Origin of the sequence: Corynebacterium sp. KPL1814 (assembly GCF_000478175.1) — a bacterium.
Taxonomy (GTDB): domain Bacteria; phylum Actinomycetota; class Actinomycetes; order Mycobacteriales; family Mycobacteriaceae; genus Corynebacterium.
In genome coordinates this window covers 176,185-199,840 of record NZ_KI515774.1, presented here as the reverse complement: position 1 = coordinate 199,840, position 23,656 = coordinate 176,185, and the positions used below count along the sequence as shown (strand labels likewise).

Here is a 23,656-nt window from a genome sequence, read left to right as displayed (position 1 = left end):
TTAACCCCCGATTTCCAAGACCTGATCAGTAAATTTCTCTAATCGGTCGTCATGGGACACGACCAATGCGATTGTCCGGTTTTCTTTTACATAGTTATGCAAATAGCGCAATACTGAGTACGCATTTTTCTCATCTAACGCGCTTGTTGGCTCATCTGCGAGAATTAGTCGAGGCCCTTTGGAAATCGCCGTGGCTATGGCTGCACGTTGACGTTGCCCGCCCGAAAGCTCGTGTGGAAGTGAGTCAGCATATTCACTCATGCTAAATTGAGCCAACAGCGAACGATTGTCTTCCTGCGTTGTAGAAGTCCCACTTAGCTCTCGAGCGAAGGATAGGTTTTCGTCGATCGTCAGACAGGGGACTATGCCGGAATCTTGAAAGACAATTCCCATTGACTTCGCTCGAAGCCTATCTCTGTCCTTTTCAGAAGAGCTCCACAAATTGTTTCCGAAGATGTTAACTGTTCCCGATGTGGGTTTTTGGAGGCCACAAACCACACGGAGCAGTGTAGTTTTACCAGACCCAGAGGCTCCACGAATCCAGGTGAGGGTACCTGGCTCATGCACGGAATTGATGGAAAATAACGGTCTACTTTTCCTGCTTAACTGTACCACTAGGTCTTCTAGTTGCAGCATGTTCTCCACGTGAATCTCCGAAGCATTTCAAAATGTGCGAGGATAGCTTTTCATGATGACCCGATAACCACATCAATAAACAAGATCCCCTATTTAAAAACTATCATCAGCCTATAAAATAGCATATTGGGGTTGCCCGCAAATCGTGGACACGTAGTTAAGCTGCTTAGGGGTTAAGCAGCGGCCTTCTTATTACCATTTTGATCAGCGAGCTGGGCTTCGAAATCGACGGGGCTTACCATCCCGATGGACGAGTGGCGACGGCGCCGGTTGTAGACAATCTCAATCCAGCGAGCCACCGCCTTCCGGGCTTCGTTGCGGGTTCGCCATTCCTTCCGATCGTAAAATTCGGTCTTCAATGTCGACCAGAACGACTCGGCCATCGCATTGTCAAAGCAGACACCAGTACGGCCGACCGATTGTGCAATCCCTAGTTCTTGACAGACCTGCCACAGCTGTTCGCTGGTGAACTGGGTACCACGATCGGCGTGGAAGACCACGCCGTCGGGTACTTCACCACGCAGGGTGTAAGCCATGCGCAGTGCACGTTCAACTAGGTAAGAATCCTGCACACTATCCATGGACCAGCCTAGGACTCGGCGGGAGTGTCCATCGCGGATAACGCATAGGTACAGCCAGCCCTCATTCGTGCGTAGATAGGTAATATCCGACATCCACACTCGATTAAGCTGCCCTTGATCAAATAGGCGTTTCACCAGGTCTGGAAGCGTTGACTTCCGCTTGGATTGAATCGTCGTTACGGGAACAAACGCCCTGGGTGAGATGCCTTCAATACCCATCATCCGCATGCGTTTGGCCACGGTTTTGCGATTCACATAGACCCCACCCTCGGCGAGTTCTGCAGTAATCCGTGGGGCACCGTAGACTTCGTCAGAATCTTCCCAGATGTCATGAATTTTCCTGTCTAACTGGTCGAGGAATCTCTGACGCTGATTTTCACCACGAAGCCGTACTGCTTGAGCCTTTTGCCATTTATAGTAGCCAGAACGAGAAACCTCTAATAACCTGCTCATTCGTTTGATGCTGTAGTTCGCCTTCTCCTGCTGCATTAGCTCAAATTTTTCCGATCGCGTTGCTTCGCAGCGAAGAAGGCGGTGGCTTTTGACAAGAACTCATTATCCATCTTGGCCTCAGCTAACTCACGACGCAGGCGAGCGTTTTCGGCTCGTATATCGGCATCACTGCGGCCATCTACCGAGCCTTGGCGTTCCCGCTCAAGTTTGACCCACCTGCCTAAAATTGTGGCTGATACGCTAATTTCCTTAGCCACATGAGCGATTGGGCGCCCAGACTCAATGACCAGTCTGGCGGCCTCCTGCCGGTACTCCGGGGTGTACTTCTTCCTTGACGAACTCACAATGAACATCCTCTCCTACGGACACAAGATCCGCACTAATCGGGTGTCCACTAAACGAGGGTAACCTCACATATGAAAATCACTTTTATATTTAAGGAGTCCTTTCTTTATTTTGCATCGTTTCGTGCCGCAGCTTCTGATTCGGCCGCAGCATCAGTTCAATACGGTACAGGCGCCTTTTCCAGGCACGCGCGCACCGGGGAGAAACGATGCTGGCGAGCCCAATATAAAACAGCCCGCCGCATTCGTGCGCGAGGTAGCGCCACCAAGGCTTAGAAAACCGCCGGGCGGGATAATAGGGCGTGCCGGACACTTGGGCGTTGAGCCCTTCCTGCTTGGCGACGACCCACGTGCGCAACCTATGCAAGGGATCGGTGACGATGATGGCATCGGCAAGGCCGTGGGCATCGATAACCGCAGCTAAGGACCCGCGCGTATCGAGGCCTTCTTCCACGGCGGATACCTGCAGCTCAGGGAAATGCTCGCGAAGGTAATCGCGGGCAACCCCGGCCTCCGTAAACCGATCCCCGGGTAGCTGGCCGCCCACGGTAATCACCGGCAGGCCGCGGGAGGTGGCCAGCTCCCCGGCATGGCGCAGGCGCCCAGCCAGGATGCGGGAGGGGCGGCCATCGTATTGCGCGGTGCCTAAAACAACGACGTATTTCACAATGCTTCCCACCCTACTGCCTGCGAAAGAGGTTCTCCGGATTGAGCGTTCGGGCAGGTATGGTTGTGGGCATGAATCTTAGTGCACGAATCGGCCGCGCTACCATCGCGGCATTTTTGCTCGGCTGCACCTCCATTGGCGCAGGCCAGGCCCTAGCCGCGGAGACCACTACCATTGCCCAAGCCCCGGATACGGCGGCGGTGACGGATAGGGTAAATGATGAGGCAGGGGTCTTAAGCACCGAGGAAATTAAGGAGATCAATGAGAAGATCACCCAGCTGCAAAAAGACCAGTCGCTCATCATCTTTGTTGTCTTCGCAAACGATCTTGGCACTGATCCAGAAAGCTATGCGCGCAGCATCGTCAACGAAAAGGGCCCGAATTCCGCGGCCTATGTCGTTGGCGTCAATGAGCGCCAGGTGGGCGTGCAGACGGGCGATCAATGGCCCGAGGGCCGCCTGGATCAGATGTATGATGCCGCCTACAGCAAGCTATCCGCCGAGGAATACGGCGCTTCTGCGATCGCGCTTGCCGATGCCGCCCTCGGCTCCTCCAGCTCCTCCGATTCTTCCGGCATAGCCTGGCTGGGCGGTGGCGCCGCTGCCATCGTCGCTGCAGGCGGTGGCGTCTGGTACTACTCGCGCCGCAATACAAAGAAGAATCAGGCAAAGACCTTAGAGTCCGCCCGCGAGATTGCGCCAGAAGATACCGATCAATTAAATCGGCTGCCGCTGGATACCTTGGATAAATTGGCCCAAGAAGAATTGGTCTCCACGGATGAATCCATCCGCCGCGGCAAGGAAGAGCTCAATATCGCCCTGTCTGAGTTCGGGCCGGAGCGCACCCGCCCGTTTACCAAGGCGATGAATCATTCCACCTCTACCCTGCAAAAGGCCTTCAAGATTCGCCAGCGCCTCGATGATGCGGTGCCAGAATCCCAAGCAGAGCGCCGGCAGATGCTGGTAGAAATCGTCTCCACCTGCGGCCAGGCCGATGATGCCCTAGATAGCCAGGCAGAAGAGTTCGCCCAGATGCGCGACCTACTGCTGCAAAGTGACACCAAGTTGGACGAGCTCACCCAGCGCACCGTCGGTCTGCGCACTCGCCTGCCTGGCGCCGAAGGTACCCTCACAAAGCTTCAAAAGGACTACCCCACAGAGTTCTTATCCTCCATTGCAGATAACCCTGAATTGGCGAGCGCCTCCCTCGATGAGGCGGAAAAGCTCCTGGACCAAGCCCGCGAGGTGCAAGGCCAGCCGGCCGGGAAACAAGGTTCGCTCGTGGGGCTTATCCGCGATATCGAGCACGCCACGGAGGCCACCGATAGGCTCCTGACCGGAGTGGAGCACGCCGAAGAGAATATTTCCTCCGCCCGCCGTAATCTGGGTGCGCTTATCACCGAGGTCGAGGGCGAAATCGAGGAAGCCCGCGAGCTAGAGCGCCAAGGCAAATCCCAGGGAACCCAGGCGGATTGGCAAGCCCTCGAAGAACTGCTGCAGCGCGCCTCTGCTGCGGTCACTGACGCCAAGCAGCAGGGCGATACGGATCCCTTGGGCCAGCACACCGCCCTTATGAGCATCGATACCGAACTTGATGAGGGCCTCGACCGCGTGCGGGAAAAGACCTCCACCCACGCGCGCCAGCTCGAGCTTTTCCACCAGCAAATGTCGGTGGCAGAATCCAATATTCAGGCCGCCGAGGATCTCATTTCCTCGCGCGGGCGCATCGTTGGTTCCGGCGCCCGCACCGCGCTTGCCGATGCCAAGCGTCTCCACGCCCAAGCCCTGCATACCCAGCGCAGCGATATCCGCGGCGCGCTGCAATCCTCCCGCGAAGCCGTTGCCGCAGCACAGACCGCCTTGCAGCGGGCCAAGGATGATTCCGACGAGTACCGCCGCCAGCAACAACGCCAGCAGACGAGTTCCGCGGCCGGCAATATCATCACCGGTATGGTCCTAGGCCAAATCTTGGGCGGCGGTGGCCGCGGCTTCGGCGGAGGTTTCAGCGGAGGCGGCGGCAACTTCGGTGGCGGCGGCGGAGGATTCTCCGGCGGCGGTGGCGGAGGCGGTTTCCGCGGCGGCTCGTTCTAGAGCGGTGCTTTAGCCGCCAGCTTTCTAAGCCGCCGGCTTAGAAGGCCTGCTTGGTTTGCGGCTAGCCGCGCACGATGCGCGGTGTGGCATCGACAAGCAGGCAGCTATAACTCAGCACCACCGCATCCACGTCCGGCAGGCCGTGCCCGCCGGGGTTGGATAACTCTAGGCCGCCGTTCTGTGGAGTAAGGCGCGCGACTTCGGTGCCCTCCGCGCTGCCATCTTGTCCGTCTAGGGCTAGTATGCGGCGCTGCTTGCCAAAGATGGCGGACCGCTCCAAAAGGTAGTGGGCGTCTCCGCAGGTAGCGCGCAGGCGCGTGACCGTCAAACCCGCCTGCGAGACTTCACATTGCTTTGCGGTGCCGGCGTCCGCGCTGCGGCTGGCACGCGGCCGCGCCCGCAGGAAAAAGCGCGGGGAGGCGGTTGTCCCGTCTAGCGAGGTCTCCACGTCAAAAAGCGTATCTGGTTGTGTGGGATCCCCGGAAAGCGCGTCGGCAATGGTCAGTACCCCGTCTCGCACCCAAGCGATATCGGTTCCGCGCGCATCGCGCAGAGTAGCACCGTTCCACTGCCACGGCATCGTTCCCGCCATTAGAAAATGAACACCGCCAGCAGGGCGACGATGGAGGCCAACACCAGAGTGATGATCCATACCCACGCAGAGTTTTTGGTGTTCTTTTCCAGAATCGCGCGGGTAAACCAGCTGAGACCGGCGATCTCGGCGGTGCTCAAGCCTTTCGCATCGTCCTCGAATTCCAAGATGGCCTTGCGCACACCGGAGTTCTTGGCGGAAAACTGCGCCACCTTATTGTCATCGACGTCATCAATGATCCAATCGCCACTATTTTCATTGACGTAGTGAAAAGTGCGGCCATTGAGCGAGGCTTCAAGGCGCTTATCGCGACCGAGTCGGCCGGCGAGGCGGTAGACGGAGCCATCATCAAGCGTGGCCGAAGCCCCCAAATCGCTGACCTCGACGCGCCAAAAGTTCCCGTCTACCTCGGCGGAATGTTCCGCAAAGACGCCTAGGCGCTCCGGGCCCTCCTCAACGAGGAGGACGGGCTTGTCGCGCTCGGAGCGATCCCAGCTGGTGTAGTGCATCTGCTTAGCACCCAATCAGGCGCGCGGAGAGGTAGGACTCAAGATCCTCAATCTTTACGCGCTCTTGCTCCATGGTGTCGCGCTCGCGCACGGTTACTGCGTTATCCTCGAGCGAATCGAAGTCGAAGGTGACGCAGAATGGCGTACCAACCTCGTCCTGACGGCGGTAGCGGCGGCCGATGGCTCCAGAGACATCGAAGTCCACGTTCCAGTAGGCGCGCAGCTTATCCGCCAGCTCGCGGGCCGGAGTGGATAGCTCTTCCTTCTTGGACAACGGCAGGACGGCAACCTTGATGGGCGCCAAGCGGCGGTCCAAGCGCAGAACCACGCGCTTGTCGGTGCCGCCCTTAGCGTTCGGTGCTTCTTCCTCGTCATAGGCATCTACCAGGAAGGCCATCATGGAACGGCCCAGACCAGCGGCTGGCTCGATGACGTAGGGAATCCAGCGCTCATCATTGGCCTGGTCATAGTAGGACAGGTCCTCGCCAGAGCCCTTGTCGTGGACGGAAAGGTCATAGTCGGTGCGGTTGGCCACACCTTCCAATTCGCCCCACTTGGAGCCCTTGAAGCCGAAGGCGTACTCCACGTCCACGGTGCGCTTGGAGTAGTGCGACAGCTTTTCCTTGGGGTGCTCGTACAGGCGCAGGTTTTCTTCCTTGATACCCAGATCGATGTACCACTTGTAGCGGTCATCAATCCAGTACTGATGCCACTCTTCGTCCTCGCCAGGCTTGACAAAGAACTCCATCTCCATCTGCTCGAACTCGCGGGTACGGAAGATGAAGTTACCCGGGGTGATCTCGTTGCGGAAGGACTTACCAATATTGGCAATGCCGAATGGCGGCTTCATGCGCGAGGAGGTCATCACGTTCTTGAAGTTGATGAAGATACCCTGTGCGGTCTCGGGACGCAGGTAGTGCAGACCCTGCTCGTCATCGACCGGACCCAAGAAGGTCTTCAGCAAGCCAGAAAAGGCCTTCGGCTCGGTCCAGTCACCCGGCTGGCCGGTTTCTGGATCGTTGATATCCGCCAGGCCATTTTCTGGCTCGTGGCCGTGCTTTTCCTCGTAGGCCTCAATCAGGTGGTCGGCGCGGTAGCGCTTACCGGTGTGGCGGGATTCCACTAGAGGATCAGTAAAGACCTCCACGTGGCCGGAGGAGACCCACACCTGGCGCGGCTGGATGACGGAGGTATCCACACCCACGACGTCGGGGCGGGATTGGACCATGTGGCGCCACCACTGGCGCTTAATGTTTTCCTTCAACTCCACACCAAGAGGACCATAGTCCCAAGCGGAGCGGGAACCGCCGTAAATCTCACCCGCCTGGTAGACCAAGCCGCGGCGTTTACACAGATTAACAACGGTATCGATAAGGGATGCCATGGTTGTAAAGGACTCCTCTGGTAGGGGACAGTCGTGACAATCCCATTCAGTCTAACCCTTATCCCCCATCAGTAGTGAGATCAGGGGGTGCAAATTTAAATCGGTTAATGTACAGGTAATGACCAACTTGAGGTAATATAGTAGTGGTCGACAGATAATAGATACCGTATTGAAGGTGCCCACTCCCTATGACGACCGTTCAATTAGCATTTAATAACTCTGCGGCCGCAAGCGTTATCGCGGCCCTCGATTCCCCGCTGCGCATTTCCATCATTACCCGCCTGGCGGAGCGCGACCATTACGTACATGAGCTGGTTAAAGCCACCGGGAAGTCCCAGCCGCTGATTAGCCAGCACCTGCGAGTTCTTAAGCAGGCAGGGATTGTCAGCTCTGAGCGCAATGGGCGCGAGGTGACATACTCTCTGGTCGCACCGGAGGTTTTAACCCTTTTGGAAGACGCCGCGAAAATCGCCTCTTAATAACCGGTCTGCATATAAAGACGATTTATTATAGCGCTTGTTGAAAAAGAGTTGATAATATGAATGTCATGTCCATTCATGAGAGTATCCCCAAGCTCGGCTCGCGCAATACTAAACAGCGCACCGCGGTTGTTGAGGTCCTGCGGGACATCGACAAGTTCGCCTCCGCCAAGGAAATTTATCACCAGCTCCAAGAGCGGCAAGAAAAAGTCGGTCTCACCACTGTCTACCGCACCCTACAATCTCTTTCCGATATTGATGCCGTAGATGCACTACACATGCCCAATGGCGAGACCCTGTACCGCCATTGCGAATCCGATGCGCACCACCACCACTTGGTATGCACCAAATGCGGCCGCACCGAAGAAATCGATGGTGGACCCATTGAAAAGTGGGCTTCGGCCGTAGCCGCCGAGTACAACTTCGAGCTTACCGGCCACGACGCGGAGATCTTCGGCGTCTGTTCGCAGTGCGCGGCCGCACAGTAGTCACCGCACGGTAGGCTCGCGCGCCTTCCTTAGCTGCTACTTCCCTACTTCACAGCACCGAAGCGGCGATCCCGGCGGGCATATTCCTCAATGGCGGCGAAGAGGTCCTCCGGTGTGAAATCAGGAAATAGCTTGTCCTGATAAATCATCTCGGCGTAAGCGGACTGCCACAGCAGGAAGTTCGAAGTGCGCTTCTCACCGGAAGGCCGCAAGAATAGGTCCACGTCCGGCATGCCGGGATCATAGAGATGCTCTGCGATGGTGCTTTCTTTAATATCGCGCGGCCGGATTTCACCAGCGGCGACCTTTTCCGCAAGCTGGCGCACGCCATCGACCATTTCCGCCCGGCCGCCGTAATTCACGCACATGGCCAACGTCATTTTCGTATTATTCTTGGTCAATTCTTCGGCGGCCTCAAGCTCTTTAATCACTGAGCGCCACAGGCGCGGGCGCCTTCCTACCCACACCACGCGCACACCGCGTTCGTGGAGCCACTCGCGCTGCCGGCGCAGCACGTCGCGATTAAAGCCCATCAAAAAGCGCACCTCTTCAGGGCTGCGCCGCCAGTTTTCAGTGGAAAATGCATAGGCCGAAAGGTACGGGACACCGGCGGCGAGGCAGGCATCGACGACATCGAGAAGCACCGCCTCTCCCCTGCGGTGGCCTTCCGTGCGTTTCATGCCCTTTTCCTGGGCCCAGCGGCCATTGCCATCCATCACCAACGCAATATGGCGCGGCAGCAGCTCATCCGGGATATTCGGCGGGGTCAGGCGACGAGAAGGATCTGGGGTAATCACGGACTACAGTTTACTGTTCCATCACCTGTAATGCGGACACATTTCGCTCCATGTGCCACTGCAGGTGCGCCCGCGCTAGCCGATGCCCCTCCTGCCGCTGCGCATTCGTCGGGTCCGTCGGGTAGCCATGTGCCAAAAGCCACAAGTGGTGCAGGGTTTCCGGATCCACCTCTGCAGCACCTGGTGGCCGGCATTCGTGGCAAGCGGCGCCGCCGACGGCCGGGTGAAAGGCGTGGTGCGGGCCGGGGCGCTGGCACTGGGCGCAATCAAAAAGGCTCGGTGCCCACCCGGCATGCGCCATGGCCTGCAATAAGAACGCATCGAGCGTTTGCGTCGGCTCCTCGGTTTGCAATTGCTCGAGCGCAGCTACGACTGCGTTGTAGAGATACGGGTCGCCGTCGCCATCCGCGTAGATGAGCCGCTCGGCCGACTCCAAGACCGCGCACGCGGCCGTATAGCGTTCGTAGTCTTCGATGAGGCGCGCACCAAAATAATTCACCGTATCCGCCTGGGAAATCGTGGCCAAGTTCTTTCCCACATACAGCTGAACATCCAAATTGACGAAGAGCTGCAGCCGCGATCCAAAACGGGATTTTGCTCGGCGCACGCCCTTGGCCACCGCACGCACCAACCCATGGTTTTGGGTGAGCAGTACGATGACGCGGTCGGCTTCCCCAAAATCATAGGAGCGAATGACCACGGCGCGGTCGCGATAATTTTCGCGCATGGCCTTTTAGAACCCGAGCCTGCCCAGCGACTTGGCATCAGATTGCCAGTTCTTCAGCACCTTGATGCGCAGATCCAGGTACACGTTCTGGCCCAGTAGCTCCATGATTTCCTTGCGGGCATTGCCCACGATGCGGCGGAAACGCAGGCCATCTTTACCCTCGATGATCCGCTTTTGCCCTTGACGCTCCAAGTACATGATGGCGTGAATATCCAGCACTCCCTCACGCGTGCGCGAAGGCAGCATTTCATCAATCTGCACCGCAACCGAGTGTGGTAGCTCTGCCTTCAGGCCAGAGAGCGCAGCCTCACGGATGAGTTCTTCGATGCGCTTTTCTTGCCCCTCATCCGTGATGTGATCATCCGGGTAGAACTTCGGGCCCTCCGGCAAGTGCTCCACGATGACCTGCACCAAGTCATCCAGTTGCACGCCCTTTTTACTAGAAACCGGAATCACCACGGCCTCCGGATCTTCTTGCGCCAAGAGCTCGTGCAAGGCCAAAAGCTGCGCGCCCACCTGGTCCTTAGAGGCTTTATCCAGCTTGGTCACGATGCCGATGATGGGGGTCTTCGGCGCAATCGAGCGCACATTATCCAGGATCCACCGGTCACCCGGACCGATCTTCTCATCAGCAGGAATGGTCAAGCCGATGACATCCACATCCGCATACGTTTCTTTAACCACTTCATTAAGCCGCTCGCCCAACAAGGTGCGGGGGCGGTGCAGACCCGGTGTATCCACCACGACGACCTGTGCGTCCTCGCGGTGAACCAGACCGCGGATGGTGTGGCGGGTCGTTTCCGGCTGGTCCGCGGTAATGGCGATCTTTTGGCCCACCAGCGCGTTGGTCAGCGTGGATTTACCCGTATTCGGGCGGCCCACAAAGGATACGAATCCAGAGCGGAATCCTTCTGGGGTATCCGTGTACTGCGAATAATCTAACGGAGCTGCCTTCTCCCCGGCGGCTTCCGGAGCAGCATCATCGGGGTCATCTGGCAGGCCCTCGAATGCCGCATCAAACTGTGTATCAATGTCAGAACTCATTACCTGCAATGATAACCCACCGCACCAAAATCTCCGATTGTTTCACGCACTAACAAATCTGCAGGCTAAGCTAAGACCGTTCTCTCCTCCTCGGTGTATTTCTCACCGCTTCCTGAAAGACACTCCGCCATGCCAACCAAGTCTCCCCTACTGCTCCTAGGTGCCATCCTCACCATTTCCATTAGTGCTTGTTCATCCCCTGATGCTGGCCCCTCGCCTTCCGAAGAGGAATCCACCAGTACTTCAATCAGTCCATCTTCCAGCTCACCTAGTGCGACCTCATCGAGCAGCATTGCACAATCAACCACGCAAGAGCCCACTACCGAAATCCCAACAGAACCAGAAACCCAAGTAGCAGCTGAGGAGCCAGGTGCACAACCGCAGGCGGCAGCCGCTGAGCCAGAGCTGCTGTATTGCGAAATAGGCCTTGGAGCATTCGGGAAGTTTTCTGATGACTCTTCCCACCAAACCGAACTGTGCAATACCCCTGCACTCCAGCGTTCCATGCGCGCGGAACGAGTATGCGGTGGCCTTAATGGACACTTGCTTTATCCAGACGAATGGCCAGAGCTTTGCAACGGTGGCGCTCCATATTCGGGAACGCCGCAGGGCGGAGCGTCACCAGAATCCTATGACGACGATTCTCTTGCGGAAACGCCCTCGCAGGCACAAGGCCTCTAGAGCTGCGTCTTCAGGCTGTGCCCCGTCGGCTTTTCGCAGATGCTATAGGTCCACTGCTATAACTGAGCATTTTCGCACCTGAAATGTAGCAAATCGCGCTCAGATATACCCGAGGACGTTGACCTTTTGCATTTTCGATCGGCCCAACACCAGCCCGAAGGCCCCGTACCCTCAAAATGTACGAGGGTGCGGGGCCTTCAGTAGCTAATAGCCGTGTACCTATTTCTTGAATTCGTCCGGAAGCGGGCCAAGCTGCGGTCCGTCCGGATAGTACTTCCAGCCGTCCTTAATACGGACATCGTCGGACCACGGTAGTTTGTACTCGCCCTTGGCGAGGTCTTCTACCCAGGTGAGGTAGTTTTCGGTCTTTCCGCCTGGGTAGCCAACATAGCCGCGATTACCCAGGTTGAAGATGTTGTTTTCGAGGCCCCAGTTGATGCGCGCCTTATCAGCCAGCGCTGGGAATACCTCTGCAGTGACGATTTCGCCCGGGTTGCGGTGGCCCTCAGAAATCATGTGGCCGTCGTAGTTGCAGACATTGCCTTCACCGAAGTAATAGAAGACTTGGTCATAGCCCGCCAAGTTCACCGATGCCGTGTACATGAGGTTCTGGAAGGCGTTGGTCTTATTGGTCATGATCCACTGGTCTTGGGTCTGGGTGGAATAGCCCGAGATGCGGATATAAACATTGGCTCCCTTATACGCTGCTTCGCGGGCGAGCTCGGGGAACATGCCATCGTGGCAGATATTGACTGCAAGCTTGGAACCCTTGGGGCCATCGCATACCGGCATGCCCAGGTCACCTGGGTACCACGGCTCGATGGGGGTCCATGGCTGCAGCTTGCGGTAGTGCAGCGCAATCTCACCGTCGGAGTTGATGATAATCGCCGTGTTGAACGGCGGCTTTCCCTCTTCATGGTTGGGTTCCATGATGGAGAAGACGCCCCAGACGTCGTTATCCTTACAAGCCTGCTTGTACTGGTCCACCTTGGGGTCATCGAGGCCGATGAGGAATTCATCGTAGGACCAAATCTTGGTGTTCAGGCCCGAAGAGGAGTATTCCGGAAAGACGATGAGATCTAGGTCTGGGTAGCCAGCCTTGGTCGAGGCCACCATGCGGCAGATTTCATCGACGTTTGCTTGAACGTCTTCCGGGGAATTGACTACGGGAACTGGGTATTGAATAAGGGCCATCAACAGGCCGTCGGGGGATGCGCTGATACTTCCGGTGCTGGACAAGACGGGACTCCAATCACGTCGTTGATTACGTTACACCTATCACTTTATAGGTATTCACCAAGTTATGCACCAAAACAGCGGATTACTTGTCTCGGATTGCAGACCACACCACTCCACCAGTGCAGCTTTAGAGCTCCTCCGCCTGGAATTGCATACTCGGGTGGGCGAAGGCGTCCTGAGCTTGAATAAGCTGCAGCTCAGTGGATTCCGCCTCATACGTCGTGCGCAGAAGCTCATAGACGGAAGATGCGGTGCGGCGCAGCGCCTCTTTCACGTCATCGGTTTCAACGTAGTGGCCAGTAAACAGCGCCGCGGTCACGTCACCAGAGCCGTTGCGCTTAACCGGCAACAGCGGGGTCGAGAGCAAGAAAGCGCGTTCACCATCAACGGCGAGCATCTCAATCTGATCCGCAGGGGTTTCCGGGCGTTTTACGGAGGTAACCAATACCGTCTTCGGCCCCATTTCCTGCGCCTTCTTCACCGCAGCCAAGGTCTGGTCCAAGGTATTGACCTCGGTACCGGTAAGGTAGCCCAGCTCAAATTGGTTCGGGGTGATGATATCGGCCACGGGCACCACGCGGTCACGCAGCAGCGGCGGAATGTCATCTGAAACGAAGCAGCCCGACTTCGCATTACCCATCACGGGGTCGCAAGCGTACAGCGCCTTGGGGTTGACGGCCTTGATTCGGCGAACGGTGTCCACGATGGCATCAGCAATGTCGGAGCCGCCCTGGTAGCCAGAAAGGATGGCGTCGATACCTTCAAAAGCACCGCGCTTTTCGATGCCATCGATGATCGACGTGACATCACTGGCCGGAATCATCGGTCCACCCCAGTCACCGTATCCAGTGTGGTTGGAAAAATTCACCGTGTGCACGGGCCACACCTCGTGGCCGGCGCGCTGGAGAGGAAAGACGGCCGCGGAATTTCCCACATGGCCGTAGGTGACATGAGACTGGATGGAAAGGATAGTCATAGCTATCCATTGTGCTACTGCTTATGCACAGAGACAAAGGAATGGGCGAAATTATTCTTGGGTTTCCTCGTCGCGTGGTTCCCCAATCGCGGGGATGCCGCCGCCGGGTACCTGTTCATCGAGGCGTGCTCGCTCGGCAGCATCCGGAAAGGCCTTCGGGCCCGAAGGCTTTGGCTGGTAGCTCTTCCCGCGTGCAACGAGGTCATCGTACCAATCCGCCAGCAGTTCATTCTGCCGGGCAAACATTTCCTTTTCTTCCGCCGCGGTGGCGTGATCGTAGCCCAGCAAGTGCAGGCAGCCGTGCACCGTCAACAGCGCGAGCTCGTGCCCGAGCGAATGTCCGGCGGCATCGGCCTGTCGCAGAGCGAACTCGGGGCATAAGACAATATCGCCAAGCATGGCAGGGCCCGGATCGGCGGCATCGGGGCGCCCGCCACCAGAAGTGGCGCCGGGGGTAAGCTCATCCATGGGAAAACTCATGACATCGGTAGGGCCTTCCAAGTCCATCCAGCGGATGTGCAGATCCTCAATGGACTTCAGATCCACGCAGGTAATGGTGCATTCCGCATCGGGGTTGATGTCCATGGCACCGAAGGTAAAAGAGGCGACATCGATAAGCATCTCCTCGTTGACGCCATCAAAACCCGACTCGTTGAGAAACTCGATACTCACTTATTTCCCCTCGTTTTCCGCAGCCTGTTTATTGTCAAAGGAATCATAGGCATCCACGATGCGGCCGACCAGCTGGTGGCGCACCACGTCCTGGGCGCTGAGATCCGCAAAGTGGATATCGTCCACGTTATTGAGAATTCGTCGCACGATGCGCAGGCCGGATACCTGCCCGCGCGGCAGATCCACCTGGGAAATATCGCCGGTGACCACGATGGTGGAGCCAAAGCCCAGGCGGGTCAAAAACATCTTCATCTGAGCCGGCGTGGTGTTTTGCGCCTCATCAAGGATGACGAAAGCATCATTGAGCGTACGCCCGCGCATATACGCCAGCGGGGCGACCTCGATGATGCCGGCATCCATCAGCTTGGGGATCATCTCTGGATCGAGCATGTCCCGCAGCGCGTCATACAGCGGGCGCAGGTACGGGTCGATCTTGTCATTCAGCGTACCCGGCAAAAAGCCCAGGTTTTCGCCCGCCTCGACCGCCGGACGGGTAAGAATAATGCGCGAGACTTGCTTATTTTGCAGCGCCTGCACGGCCTTCGCCACCGCCAGGTAGGTCTTGCCGGAACCGGCCGGGCCAATGCCAAAGACCACCGTATTATTGTCGATGGCCTGCACATATTCGGATTGCCCCACGGTCTTAGGGCGGATGGACTTGCCGCGGCGCTTGACGATGTCCGCCGCCATCGCCGCTGCCACCGACTGCGGCGCCTCTACGGCGACCATGTCCATGGTGTGCTTGACCGTATCGGTAGATACGGCATGGCCGCGCCTAGCGATGGCCTCGAGCTCATCGAGGATCTTCGCCGCGCGGGCTACCTCGTAATCGGGGCCGGTGACGGTGACAATATTGCCGCGGGCAAAAAGGTCCGCATCGAGGCGGTCATTGAGCACGCGGAGGTTATCGTCCGCGCTGCCCAAAACGCTGCTGACATACGCGGAATCGATCTCACATTTCTTGGTGATGATAGGCACGTCTAATAGGCTACCAGCGCTCAGTCCGCATGCCGATAGCCGCCAAGGCCACCATCGCCGCGCTGGCGGTGCGCAAAACCTCCGGGCCCAATTTGATAGGAACGGCCCCGGCCTCGCGCAGGGTTGTCAGCTCATTTTCCCCGATTCCGCCTTCGGGGCCGACCAGGAGGAAGACCTCGCCGCGCAAGTCCACCTCGCGGATGGATTCGGTGGCTTCCTCGTGCAGGACTAACACGCGCGCGGATTCTGCGCGCTCTGCTAGCTCCGCAACCAATTGGCGGGTAGTCAGCGGGCCGCGGATCTGCGGGATGCGGTCTCGCCGAGATTGCTTTGCGGCCGCTTCGGCTGCGGCCTGCCATTTGGTTATGGCCTTCGGCGCCTTCTTCCCGTCCCACTTGGCCACGCAGCGATCCGCCTGCCAGGCGATGATCTCATCCGCCCCTGCCTGTGTAGCCAAGTCAACGGCTAGCTCGGCGCGCTCGGATTTGGGAATCGCCTGCACCACGGTTACCCGCGGATTCGGCTCCGGTAGCTGGGTAACGGACTCGACGGTGCCGGTCAAGTGGTCCTTGCCCGAGGTCTCGGTGACGGTGAGGGTAAGGCGGATTCCGGTGCCATCGATAAGCGCCAGCTTCTCCCCCTGCTGCATCCGCTTGACCGTCACGGCGTGGCGCGCCTCAGGCCCAGACAGCGTGATGGCGTCTCCGGCCTGGGCGGCGGAGAGATCCGGGTGGATGAAGACGGGCAGCGACATTAGCGGCGGAACTTATCGCGCAGGCGGGTAAAGAAGGAGTCTTCCTGCCCGTCGCTGGCGGTGCGCACGCGGGCGCCCTCATCGCGGGTATTGCGGATCTTTTCCAGCGCCTCGCGGCTCTTGCGATCCAGATCCTTGGGGACGACCACATCCACGTGGGCAAACAGGCTGCCGTAACCATCGGTGCGCAGGCGTGGCATGCCCGCGCCCTCGACCTTGATGGACTCGCCTGGCTGGGTGCCCGGCTCGATATCGATGGTGAGCTCTTCGCCATTAAGCTGATCGATGGTGAAGTTGGTGCCCAGCGCAGCGTCGATCATCGGCACGTGCACGGTGACGTTCAAGTCATCCGCATTGCGCTGGAAGACCTCGTGTTCTTGGGTGTGCACCTCAACGTAAAGGTCACCTGCGGGCCCGCCGCCGTGGCCGACCTCGCCCTGGGAGGCCATGCGGATGCGCATGCCATCGTTGATGCCAGCCGGGATGGACACCGTAAGGTCGCGACGCTTTTTCACGCGGCCATCGCCGGCGCACTGGTTGCAGGGATCCTCAATGATTTCGCCAAAGCCCTGGCACTTCGGGCACGGGCGGGTGGTCATCACATTGCCCAAGAAGCTGCGCTGCATCTCCTGGATCTCACCCATGCCATTGCAGTTATCGCAGGTAACGGGCTTGGACTTGGAGTTCGAGCCGGTGCCGCCGCAGGAATCACACAGCACCGCGGTATCGACGGTGACCTTCTTCTTCAGGCCGGTATAAGCCTCTTCCAGGGTAATTCGGGTGCGCAGGAGGGCATCGTTGCCGGGCTGCACGCGCGACTTAGGCCCGCGGGATCCGCCGCCGGCGCCACCGCCGAAGAACTCGGCGAAGATATCACCTAAGCCACCGCCGCCGAAGCCGCTAAATCCGCCGGCACCGGCACCAGCGCCACCGCCGCCTTGCTCCATGGGATCGCCGCCCATATCGACGATCTGGCGCTTTTGCGGATCCAGCAAAACTTCTTGGGCAACCGAGGCCTCGCGAAATTTCTCCGCCGCTGCCTCATCATCCGGGTTCACATCCGGGTGATACTTGCGGGCCAGTTTGCGGTACGCCTTCTTAATTTCCTGGTCCGTTGCGTCCTTATCAACACCGAGGATGCCGTAATAGTCACGAGCCACTGTTAGAGATATTCCTTCTCGATCGTCTTGTTGGTATTACCTTGAAAAAATTTATGTAGCGACCGGCTAGTCTACCCGCACTACTCGCCGGCCAAAATTTCGCTTACGTATTGTGCAACAGCAGAGACCTTAGAGATTGTTCCCGAATAGTCCATAAACGTCGGGCCCACCACGCCGAGGCCGCCCAGCGTCGCCGCCTGTCCCCCGGTTCCAAAACCATACCCGGCGGCAACGACGGAGGCATCACGCAGTTGATCCTCTTCGTTTTCGTCTCCAATCACCACGGAAACATTGCCCAGATCCGGCACCCGCGCCAACAATTTCAGGACGACGACCTGTTCTTCTAAGGCCTCGATAATTTTGGGCAGGCCTTCTGGGAATTCGCGGGCGACGCGGGTGAGGTTGGAGGTGCCCGCCATAATCAGGCGATCGGAAGGCTGTTCCACCAAGGTTTCAATGAGCGTGGTCGCCACCTTGAGCACGTGGTGGCGGATATCTAGAGGGGCGTCATCGACGAGGTGGGCGAGCTCCACGGAGGCATCAGTAAGCGTCTTGCCCACTAGCGCATTATTGACGATGTCCCGCAGGCGATACGTCTGGTCTTGGTCAATGACCTCATCCAGTTCCACGTTGCGTTGATCCACGCGGCCATTATCCGTAATCAGCACGAGCAGCACCCGCACCGGAGATAGCGTGACCACCTCGCAGTGCTTGACGCGCGAGACCTTCAAATTGGGCAGCTGCACCACGGCCGCCTGCTCCGTGACCTGGGCCAAAAGCTGCACGGAGCGGCGAAGCACATCTTCGAGGTCTACCCCGCCTTCCAGGAAGTTCAGCATCGCTTTGCGCTCAGGGGTAGAAAGCGGCTTAACCTCGTGGAGAGAATCAACGAACTGCCGGTAGCCCTGCTGCGTGGGAACGCGCCCTGAGCTGGCATGCTGCTGCGAAATCAGACCCTGAGATTCCAGCACAGCCATGTCATTGCGGATGGTCGCGGAAGAAACGCCCAGCCGGTAGCGCTCTACCAGCGTTTTGGAACCGACGGGTTCTTGGGAGGCAATGTAATCCGCAACGATGGCCCGCAGGACCTCCTTGCGGCGGGCATCAGTTGAGGTGGACACTTCTCAACGCTCCTATTCTCTGCGGGTTAGTTTAAGTCGATGTACCGGCGTCTCTCTATAAATACAGCGTAAATCCAGTGCCAATCTTAAAAGTCTAACAAGAATAAGCCCGAATAAGAGGTTTTGGTGGTTCAGGGGAAAATATAAGAACTTTCTGGCGGCGGCTAGGACTCTTCGGCGATGAGGAGGTCGGAGACAATGCCATCGGCAAGCAGGCGCCCGCGCTTGGTCACGCGCACGCGCTGGCCGGCGCGCTCGAGCAGGCCGCGGTCGATGAAGCCCTCCAACGCAGGGGCTGCGTGGGCATCGAGCCAGGATTCTGGGATGCCCTCGCGCAGGCGCAGGCCGAGCATCACCTTTTCCATGTGGCGATCTGCCCCCGTTAGGGTTTCGCTGTCTTTAATGGGCAGCTCACCGTTTCCTATCGTTTGGATATAGCGGTTGGGGTGCTTGACGTTGTAAAAGCGCTCGTCGCCTAAGTGGGAGTGGGCACCGGGACCTGCGCCCCACCAGTTGCCGTCGACCCAATAAATGCGGTTGTGCTCGCATTCTCCGCCGGGCAGCGACCAATTGGAGACCTCGTACCACTCGAATCCGGCGTTTTCCAGAGTGGAGGAAATCATTTCGTAGCGCCGGGCCAGCACGTCTTCATCCGGAGCGGGCAACAGTCCCTTATTCACCTTGCGGGCCATACGGGTGCCGTCTTCTACGATGAGCGAGTACGCGCTGACGTGGTCGACGCCGGTCTCGAGCACACGGTCCAAGGTCTCGCGGACGTTATCGTCGGTTTCGGTGGGCGTACCGTAAATCATGTCGAGGTTAACGTGCTGGAAGCCGGCCGCACGGGCCTCGCGCGCGGCGTCGAAGGCGCGCCCGGGGGTGTGGGCGCGCTCGAGCACCTGGAGCACGCTGTGCGAGGCGGACTGCATGCCGAGGCTGATGCGGTTAAAGCCGGCATCGGCAAGCGCGGCAAAGTACTCCGGCGAGGTGGACTCCGGGTTGGACTCGGTGGTGACCTCGGCACCTGGGCTAAGCCCAAAAGTAGAGCGCACCGTATCCAGGATGCGGCTCAGGCCCTGACCACCCAAGAGCGAGGGAGTGCCGCCGCCGATGAAAACCGTATCCGCGGTGCGCCCCACGCGGCCAGCCGCCATCTCCAGCTCCTTGTCTAGGGCGTCGAGGTACGGTTCGGTGAGATCTCGCGGGCTGCCCAACTCGCCGGGGGTATAGGTATTGAAATCGCAATAGCCGCAGCGGGTGGCGCAAAAGGGAACGTGGATATACAGCCCGAATGGTTCAGTCATGAATCAAACCCTAATAGGCGGGGAACAAAATGGCCGAAATGGGTGTTAAACATGTAGTATATTGCCAACTTCCCGCGTATAGAAAGGTACCTTCAGTGGAGCCTCCCAGTCGATGTCCCCGCCACCTTATAGGCGGTGGGGAGTAACTCATGTTATCGGCTATTTTGATGATCCTGGCTGGCTTTGTCGTCATCGGAATCATCATCGTCGCGAACGCTTATTTCGTGGCGCAAGAGTTTTCATTCATGTCTGTGGACCGCACCCAATTGCGGTCCATGGCCGCTGAAGGTGATAAATCCGCCCAGCGCGCGCTGGACATTACCAAACGCACCTCCTTCATGCTTTCCGGTGCGCAGCTCGGCATTACCATTACCGGCCTGCTCATTGGTTATGTGGCAGAGCCCCTAGTGGGCCAGGGCCTTGGCGTGCTGCTCGGCGGCGTAGGCATTCCCACCGGCGTATCCGTGGCTATCGGCACCATCGCGGCGCTGTTTATTTCCACCATCGCCACGATGCTTTTCGCGGAGCTTTTCCCTAAGAACTACACCATCGCCGCGCCCATGAAAACGGCGCTGCGCTTGGCCGCGTCCACGCAGTGGTATCTGCTCATTTTCGGCTGGCTCATCCGCTTTTTCGAGTACTCTTCCAACGCGATTTTGAAGCTATTTCGCATCGAGCCGGTAGAAGACGTCGATTCTTCCGCAACAGCCGATGACCTCGAATCCATCGTCGATTCCTCGCACGAAACTGGCGTTTTGGATGAGGATACTTATATGGTCTTGGACCGTTTGCTCGACTTTCCAGAGCACGACGTCGAGCACGCCATGATCCCCCGCTCCCGCGTGGACGTGATCGACCCAGGCACCACCTTGGGTGAGGTGCGCGAATTGATGTCTGAAAACCACACGCGCTACCCCGTCATCGATGATGAGCACAATCCCATCGGCGTGGTGCATCTTTTCGATGTCTTGGGCTCCGATCTCCCTGCTGCCACTAGCGCTACTGCCATCATGCGCGAGCCCTTGGTAGTTCCGGAGCTTATGCCGCTTCCCGATGTCGTCGATGAACTGCGCGGCGAAGAACAAAAGCTGGCCTGCGTCATCGATGAGTACGGCGGATTTGTCGGCATCGTCACCATGGAGGACTTGGCCGAAGAGATCTTGGGCGATGTCACCGATGAGCACGATATCGAGGAAACCGAAGAAATCACCGAGCAGGACGAATCCCACTGGCTGGTGGATGGCGATACGCCGCTGGATGAAATCGAGCGCGCCATTGGCCACGATCTTCCGGAGGGCGATTTTGAAACCATCGCCGGCCTGCTCATCGCACATGCCGGCGCCCTGCCAGAGGTAGGCGAGGTCCACACCATCGACCTAGAGGCCGAGCCGGACGACTGGGTGGATCAGGACGAAGCACCGACTCGCTCCATTCGCATGCGCGTGGATGACGTAGACCGCCACGTGCCATCCTCCCTGGCCATCGAGCTTATTGAGGACTACGTTCATGACAGCGAAGAAGAAGAGGAGGAGGCATAATGACCGATACGTGGTGGTTCAACCTCATCGTCACGCTGCTCATTATTGCGGCTTCCGGCTTCTTCGTGGTCATCGAGTTTTCCCTCATGGGCTCGCGCCGCAACCGGCTTGAAGAAAACGCGGAATCCTCGCGCACCGCCCGCGCCGGCCTGCGCTCGCTCAATGAGCTGACCATCATGCTGGCGGGCGCGCAATTGGGCATTACTGCTGCCACCTTCGTGCTCGGCGCCGTGACCAAGCCCTGGGTCCATCACCTCCTGATGACCCCGCTAGAGGCCCTTGGCCTGCCGCTGGGCATTGCCGATGTCGCCAGCTTCATCCTCGCGCTATTCATCGTCACCTTCCTACACTTGGTGCTGGGTGAAATGGCGCCCAAGTCCTGGGCCATCGCCCACCCAGAATCTGCCCTGCAGGTCATTGCCATCCCCGCCCGCGGATTCGTGTGGGTCTTCCGTCCGCTGTTGAAGTGGATTAACACGATGGCCAATAAGTTGGTGGCCATGACGGGTGAGGAACCGGTCGACCGCGCCGGCGCTGCCGGCTACGATGCCGAGACGCTGCGCACCTTGGTCGAGCACTCCCGCGAGACCGGCGCGCTTGACGATAATTCCGCCAACCAGATTTCCGATGTCATCGAGCTCGAGAACTCCACGGTGGGCGCCATGGCGCGCGCCCACGGCTCCGAAGTTGTGCCCCTGCCTTCCGATGCCACGGTGGAACAGCTCCAAGAGCTCGTCCTGCGCAAAAACATCATGCGCGTCCTCGTCTTCCCCAAGGATTCCCGCGTGCCCCGCGTGGTGCACGTGCGCGATACCCTCTTGGCCAATCCCGATACCCCAGTCCTCGAGTTTTCCCGCGACCCGATTTCCGTCTCTTCTGCTACCACCGTGCAAAAGACGCTCGATCACATGCGCGCCCGCAATGAGCAGCTCGTTGTCGTGGGCAAGGCGGATAAAGACAAGGCCGTGTGGATCCTTACGTGGGATGACATCATGGGCCAGCTGTGGCCGCAGATTACCGAGCAGCTGGACAAGGTCACCCCTCCCCCTGCGGTATAGCGTCCTCACCGAAACCAACCAGTCCCGTTGGTTTCGGTACCTAATAGTTTTATAAACAAAATTCAAAAGATAAACAAGCGTACACAAGCGCGGTGTTTTACACTTGAGCTATGACCCACCGGAAGAATCCGTTTACCGCCACGCTTGGAGCCACGCCTCCCTACCTAGCTGGCCGTAAAGACTCCATTGAGGAGTTCGCTTATGCCTTGGACGATGGCCCCGGATCCCATGAACGTATTTCTCTCGTCGTGGGTCCGCGCGGTATCGGCAAGACGGTGTTGCTCAATGCTTTCGAAGACACCGCGTCAGATCGCGGTTGGCGCATCCTTAATGACACGGCATCTGCCGGTTTTGCAGAGCGGCTCCGAGCTGAAATTATTAATACCCTTCAACTCAACCGCACAGCGCTAAAAGGTTTCAACCTGCACCTTTTTCAATTAGGCATAGGGATGGAATGGGATCCAAGGACATTATCCGTGGAATCCTATCCCTTAAGAAGGGCTTTGAAAGACCTCCTCCATGCGCAGCGCGAACTCGACCAGATTTCCCACGGCGAGCCCACCGGGGTGCTCATTACGTTGGATGAAATGCACCACCAGCGCAGTGATGAGGTCATCGATTTTGGTGCTACCATCCAGCACCTCGTGCGAGAAGGGGAAAATATTGCCGTGGTCATGGCAGGGATCCCTTCCTCGATTAAACCGCTTTTAGCCAGCCAGGATGACTCTAATCCTGTCACTTTTCTCCGCCGTGCGAACCGTATTGAATTGGACCGAGTGGCGGATACGGACGTCCGGAAGGCACTCAAGGCTCCCGTAGAAGAAACAGAGGTTAATTGGGACAAGGACGCGCTGAAATCTGCCGTATCCGCTTGCCAGGGATACCCCTTTATGATTCAGCTCGTCGGCCTATGGGCTTTCCGCCACCGAACAGACAATACGATTTCGGTGGAAGCTGCGCAGGAAGGCATTTCCAAAGCACGACGAAAGCTAGGGCAGCTAGTCCATGAGCCCGCCCTAGCGGAGCTTTCCCCCATCGATCGGACATTCCTGCTCCATATGGCGCAAGACAATGGCCCCTCATCCATGAGTGATATCACGGCCCGCCTAGGAAAAAGCTCGCAATATGCATCCAATTACCGCCGCCGCTTGCTTGACTCGGAACTAATCGAGATACCAGCCAGTGGCCAAGTAGACTTTGCCCTGCCCTACCTTCGAGATTATTTGCGCGAGCATGCCGCTAGCTTGGTAATCGATTCGTACTAATCAAGCTCAGTCGCACAACCCACCAATAGCGCGGGTGTGGATAACTTAAGCTCGTGGCGCCACTCGAGCACCACGGTTCACACTTAGTGAAGATTCAACGAGAACTCCACAGCCTCGCG

23 protein-coding genes are annotated in these 23,656 nt (G+C 58.1%); 6 read left to right on the top strand and 17 right to left on the bottom strand.

Annotated features, from left to right (window positions below):
- The 3 genes from HMPREF1257_RS11710 to HMPREF1257_RS00960 all read right to left on the bottom strand — a co-directional run bounded on the left by HMPREF1257_RS11710 (position 1) and on the right by HMPREF1257_RS00960 (position 2,681).
- Complete coding sequence (locus HMPREF1257_RS11710) at positions 1–636, bottom strand: ABC transporter ATP-binding protein (protein ID WP_023023396.1); 636 nt, start codon at positions 634–636, stop codon at positions 1–3.
- Positions 637–809: 173 nt separating this feature from the next.
- A protein-coding gene (locus HMPREF1257_RS00970; RefSeq protein WP_232208497.1) for an IS3 family transposase occupies positions 810–2,023 on the bottom strand; the annotation gives its coding sequence in 2 pieces (ribosomal slippage) (positions 810–1,750 and positions 1,750–2,023; 1,215 coding nt in all).
- Between the two features lie 82 nt (positions 2,024–2,105).
- Complete coding sequence (locus tag HMPREF1257_RS00960) at positions 2,106–2,681, bottom strand: YdcF family protein (protein ID WP_023023399.1); 576 nt, start codon at positions 2,679–2,681, stop codon at positions 2,106–2,108.
- Between the two features lie 71 nt (positions 2,682–2,752).
- Between HMPREF1257_RS00960 and HMPREF1257_RS00955 the strand changes: the two genes are divergently transcribed.
- Positions 2,753–4,771 (top strand): TPM domain-containing protein, encoded by a 2,019-nt coding sequence (locus HMPREF1257_RS00955; protein WP_034659172.1) that lies wholly within the window; start codon positions 2,753–2,755, stop codon positions 4,769–4,771.
- A 61-nt stretch (positions 4,772–4,832) separates the two neighbouring features.
- Here the strand turns inward: HMPREF1257_RS00955 and HMPREF1257_RS00950 are convergent, their stop codons facing one another.
- From HMPREF1257_RS00950 to HMPREF1257_RS00940, 3 genes are read right to left on the bottom strand one after another with little or no spacing between them, the layout of a single operon-like run.
- On the bottom strand, positions 4,833–5,351 hold the full coding sequence (locus HMPREF1257_RS00950) for a hypothetical protein (RefSeq protein WP_034659063.1): 519 nt from the start codon (positions 5,349–5,351) through the stop codon (positions 4,833–4,835).
- Between the two features lie 11 nt (positions 5,352–5,362).
- Positions 5,363–5,872 (bottom strand): hypothetical protein, encoded by a 510-nt coding sequence (locus HMPREF1257_RS00945; RefSeq protein WP_023023405.1) that lies wholly within the window; start codon positions 5,870–5,872, stop codon positions 5,363–5,365.
- Between the two features lie 4 nt (positions 5,873–5,876).
- Positions 5,877–7,256 carry a glycine--tRNA ligase gene (locus HMPREF1257_RS00940; RefSeq protein ID WP_023023407.1) on the bottom strand — a complete coding sequence of 460 codons (1,380 nt, stop codon included), beginning with the start codon at positions 7,254–7,256 and terminating at the stop codon, positions 5,877–5,879.
- A gap of 188 nt (positions 7,257–7,444) precedes the next feature.
- Between HMPREF1257_RS00940 and HMPREF1257_RS00935 the strand changes: the two genes are divergently transcribed.
- A complete protein-coding gene (locus HMPREF1257_RS00935; RefSeq protein WP_005278104.1) occupies positions 7,445–7,735 on the top strand; it encodes a helix-turn-helix transcriptional regulator in 291 nt (96 codons plus the stop codon).
- A 68-nt stretch (positions 7,736–7,803) separates the two neighbouring features.
- Positions 7,804–8,223, top strand: a complete 420-nt coding sequence (locus HMPREF1257_RS00930) for a Fur family transcriptional regulator (RefSeq protein ID WP_084529590.1) — start codon at positions 7,804–7,806, stop codon at positions 8,221–8,223.
- 44 nt (positions 8,224–8,267) lie between these two features.
- On the opposite strand, the gene HMPREF1257_RS00925 is transcribed toward HMPREF1257_RS00930, so the two are convergent.
- The 11 genes from HMPREF1257_RS00925 to hemW all read right to left on the bottom strand — a co-directional run bounded on the left by HMPREF1257_RS00925 (position 8,268) and on the right by hemW (position 19,676).
- Positions 8,268–9,020 carry an isoprenyl transferase gene (locus tag HMPREF1257_RS00925; protein ID WP_023023412.1) on the bottom strand — a complete coding sequence of 251 codons (753 nt, stop codon included), beginning with the start codon at positions 9,018–9,020 and terminating at the stop codon, positions 8,268–8,270.
- A 10-nt stretch (positions 9,021–9,030) separates the two neighbouring features.
- Positions 9,031–9,747: a DNA repair protein RecO gene (recO, locus tag HMPREF1257_RS00920; RefSeq protein WP_023023414.1), complete on the bottom strand. Its 717-nt coding sequence runs from the start codon at positions 9,745–9,747 to the stop codon at positions 9,031–9,033.
- 6 nt (positions 9,748–9,753) lie between these two features.
- Positions 9,754–10,791, bottom strand: a complete 1,038-nt coding sequence (gene era, locus HMPREF1257_RS00915; protein WP_023023416.1) for a GTPase Era — start codon at positions 10,789–10,791, stop codon at positions 9,754–9,756.
- Between the two features lie 900 nt (positions 10,792–11,691).
- Positions 11,692–12,711, bottom strand: a complete 1,020-nt coding sequence (locus tag HMPREF1257_RS00905) for a formamidase (protein ID WP_023023423.1) — start codon at positions 12,709–12,711, stop codon at positions 11,692–11,694.
- 127 nt (positions 12,712–12,838) lie between these two features.
- Positions 12,839–13,687: a pyridoxal kinase PdxY gene (gene pdxY / locus HMPREF1257_RS00900; protein ID WP_023023424.1), complete on the bottom strand. Its 849-nt coding sequence runs from the start codon at positions 13,685–13,687 to the stop codon at positions 12,839–12,841.
- Between the two features lie 51 nt (positions 13,688–13,738).
- Positions 13,739–14,359, bottom strand: a complete 621-nt coding sequence (ybeY, locus tag HMPREF1257_RS00895; protein WP_023023427.1) for an rRNA maturation RNase YbeY — start codon at positions 14,357–14,359, stop codon at positions 13,739–13,741.
- Complete coding sequence (locus HMPREF1257_RS00890) at positions 14,360–15,337, bottom strand: PhoH family protein (RefSeq protein ID WP_005284200.1); 978 nt, start codon at positions 15,335–15,337, stop codon at positions 14,360–14,362.
- 10 nt (positions 15,338–15,347) lie between these two features.
- On the bottom strand, positions 15,348–16,091 hold the full coding sequence (locus HMPREF1257_RS00885; RefSeq protein WP_023023429.1) for a 16S rRNA (uracil(1498)-N(3))-methyltransferase: 744 nt from the start codon (positions 16,089–16,091) through the stop codon (positions 15,348–15,350).
- Complete coding sequence (gene dnaJ, locus HMPREF1257_RS00880; protein ID WP_023023431.1) at positions 16,091–17,251, bottom strand: molecular chaperone DnaJ; 1,161 nt, start codon at positions 17,249–17,251, stop codon at positions 16,091–16,093. The genes HMPREF1257_RS00885 and dnaJ overlap by 1 nt, the downstream gene beginning before the upstream one ends.
- 80 nt (positions 17,252–17,331) lie before the next feature.
- On the bottom strand, positions 17,332–18,372 hold the full coding sequence (gene hrcA, locus HMPREF1257_RS00875) for a heat-inducible transcriptional repressor HrcA (RefSeq protein WP_023023433.1): 1,041 nt from the start codon (positions 18,370–18,372) through the stop codon (positions 17,332–17,334).
- Between the two features lie 164 nt (positions 18,373–18,536).
- Entirely contained in the window at positions 18,537–19,676 is a 1,140-nt protein-coding gene (gene hemW / locus HMPREF1257_RS00870) for a radical SAM family heme chaperone HemW (RefSeq protein WP_023027906.1), read from the bottom strand.
- 149 nt (positions 19,677–19,825) lie between these two features.
- Between hemW and HMPREF1257_RS00865 the strand changes: the two genes are divergently transcribed.
- The 3 genes from HMPREF1257_RS00865 to HMPREF1257_RS00855 all read left to right on the top strand — a co-directional run bounded on the left by HMPREF1257_RS00865 (position 19,826) and on the right by HMPREF1257_RS00855 (position 23,537).
- On the top strand, positions 19,826–21,214 hold the full coding sequence (locus tag HMPREF1257_RS00865; RefSeq protein ID WP_023023438.1) for a hemolysin family protein: 1,389 nt from the start codon (positions 19,826–19,828) through the stop codon (positions 21,212–21,214).
- Positions 21,214–22,272, top strand: a complete 1,059-nt coding sequence (locus HMPREF1257_RS00860) for a CNNM domain-containing protein (RefSeq protein WP_023023440.1) — start codon at positions 21,214–21,216, stop codon at positions 22,270–22,272. The genes HMPREF1257_RS00865 and HMPREF1257_RS00860 overlap by 1 nt, the downstream gene beginning before the upstream one ends.
- A 110-nt stretch (positions 22,273–22,382) precedes the next feature.
- Entirely contained in the window at positions 22,383–23,537 is a 1,155-nt protein-coding gene (locus tag HMPREF1257_RS00855; protein WP_023023442.1) for an ATP-binding protein, read from the top strand.
- The last annotated feature ends 119 nt before the right edge of the window (positions 23,538–23,656 follow it).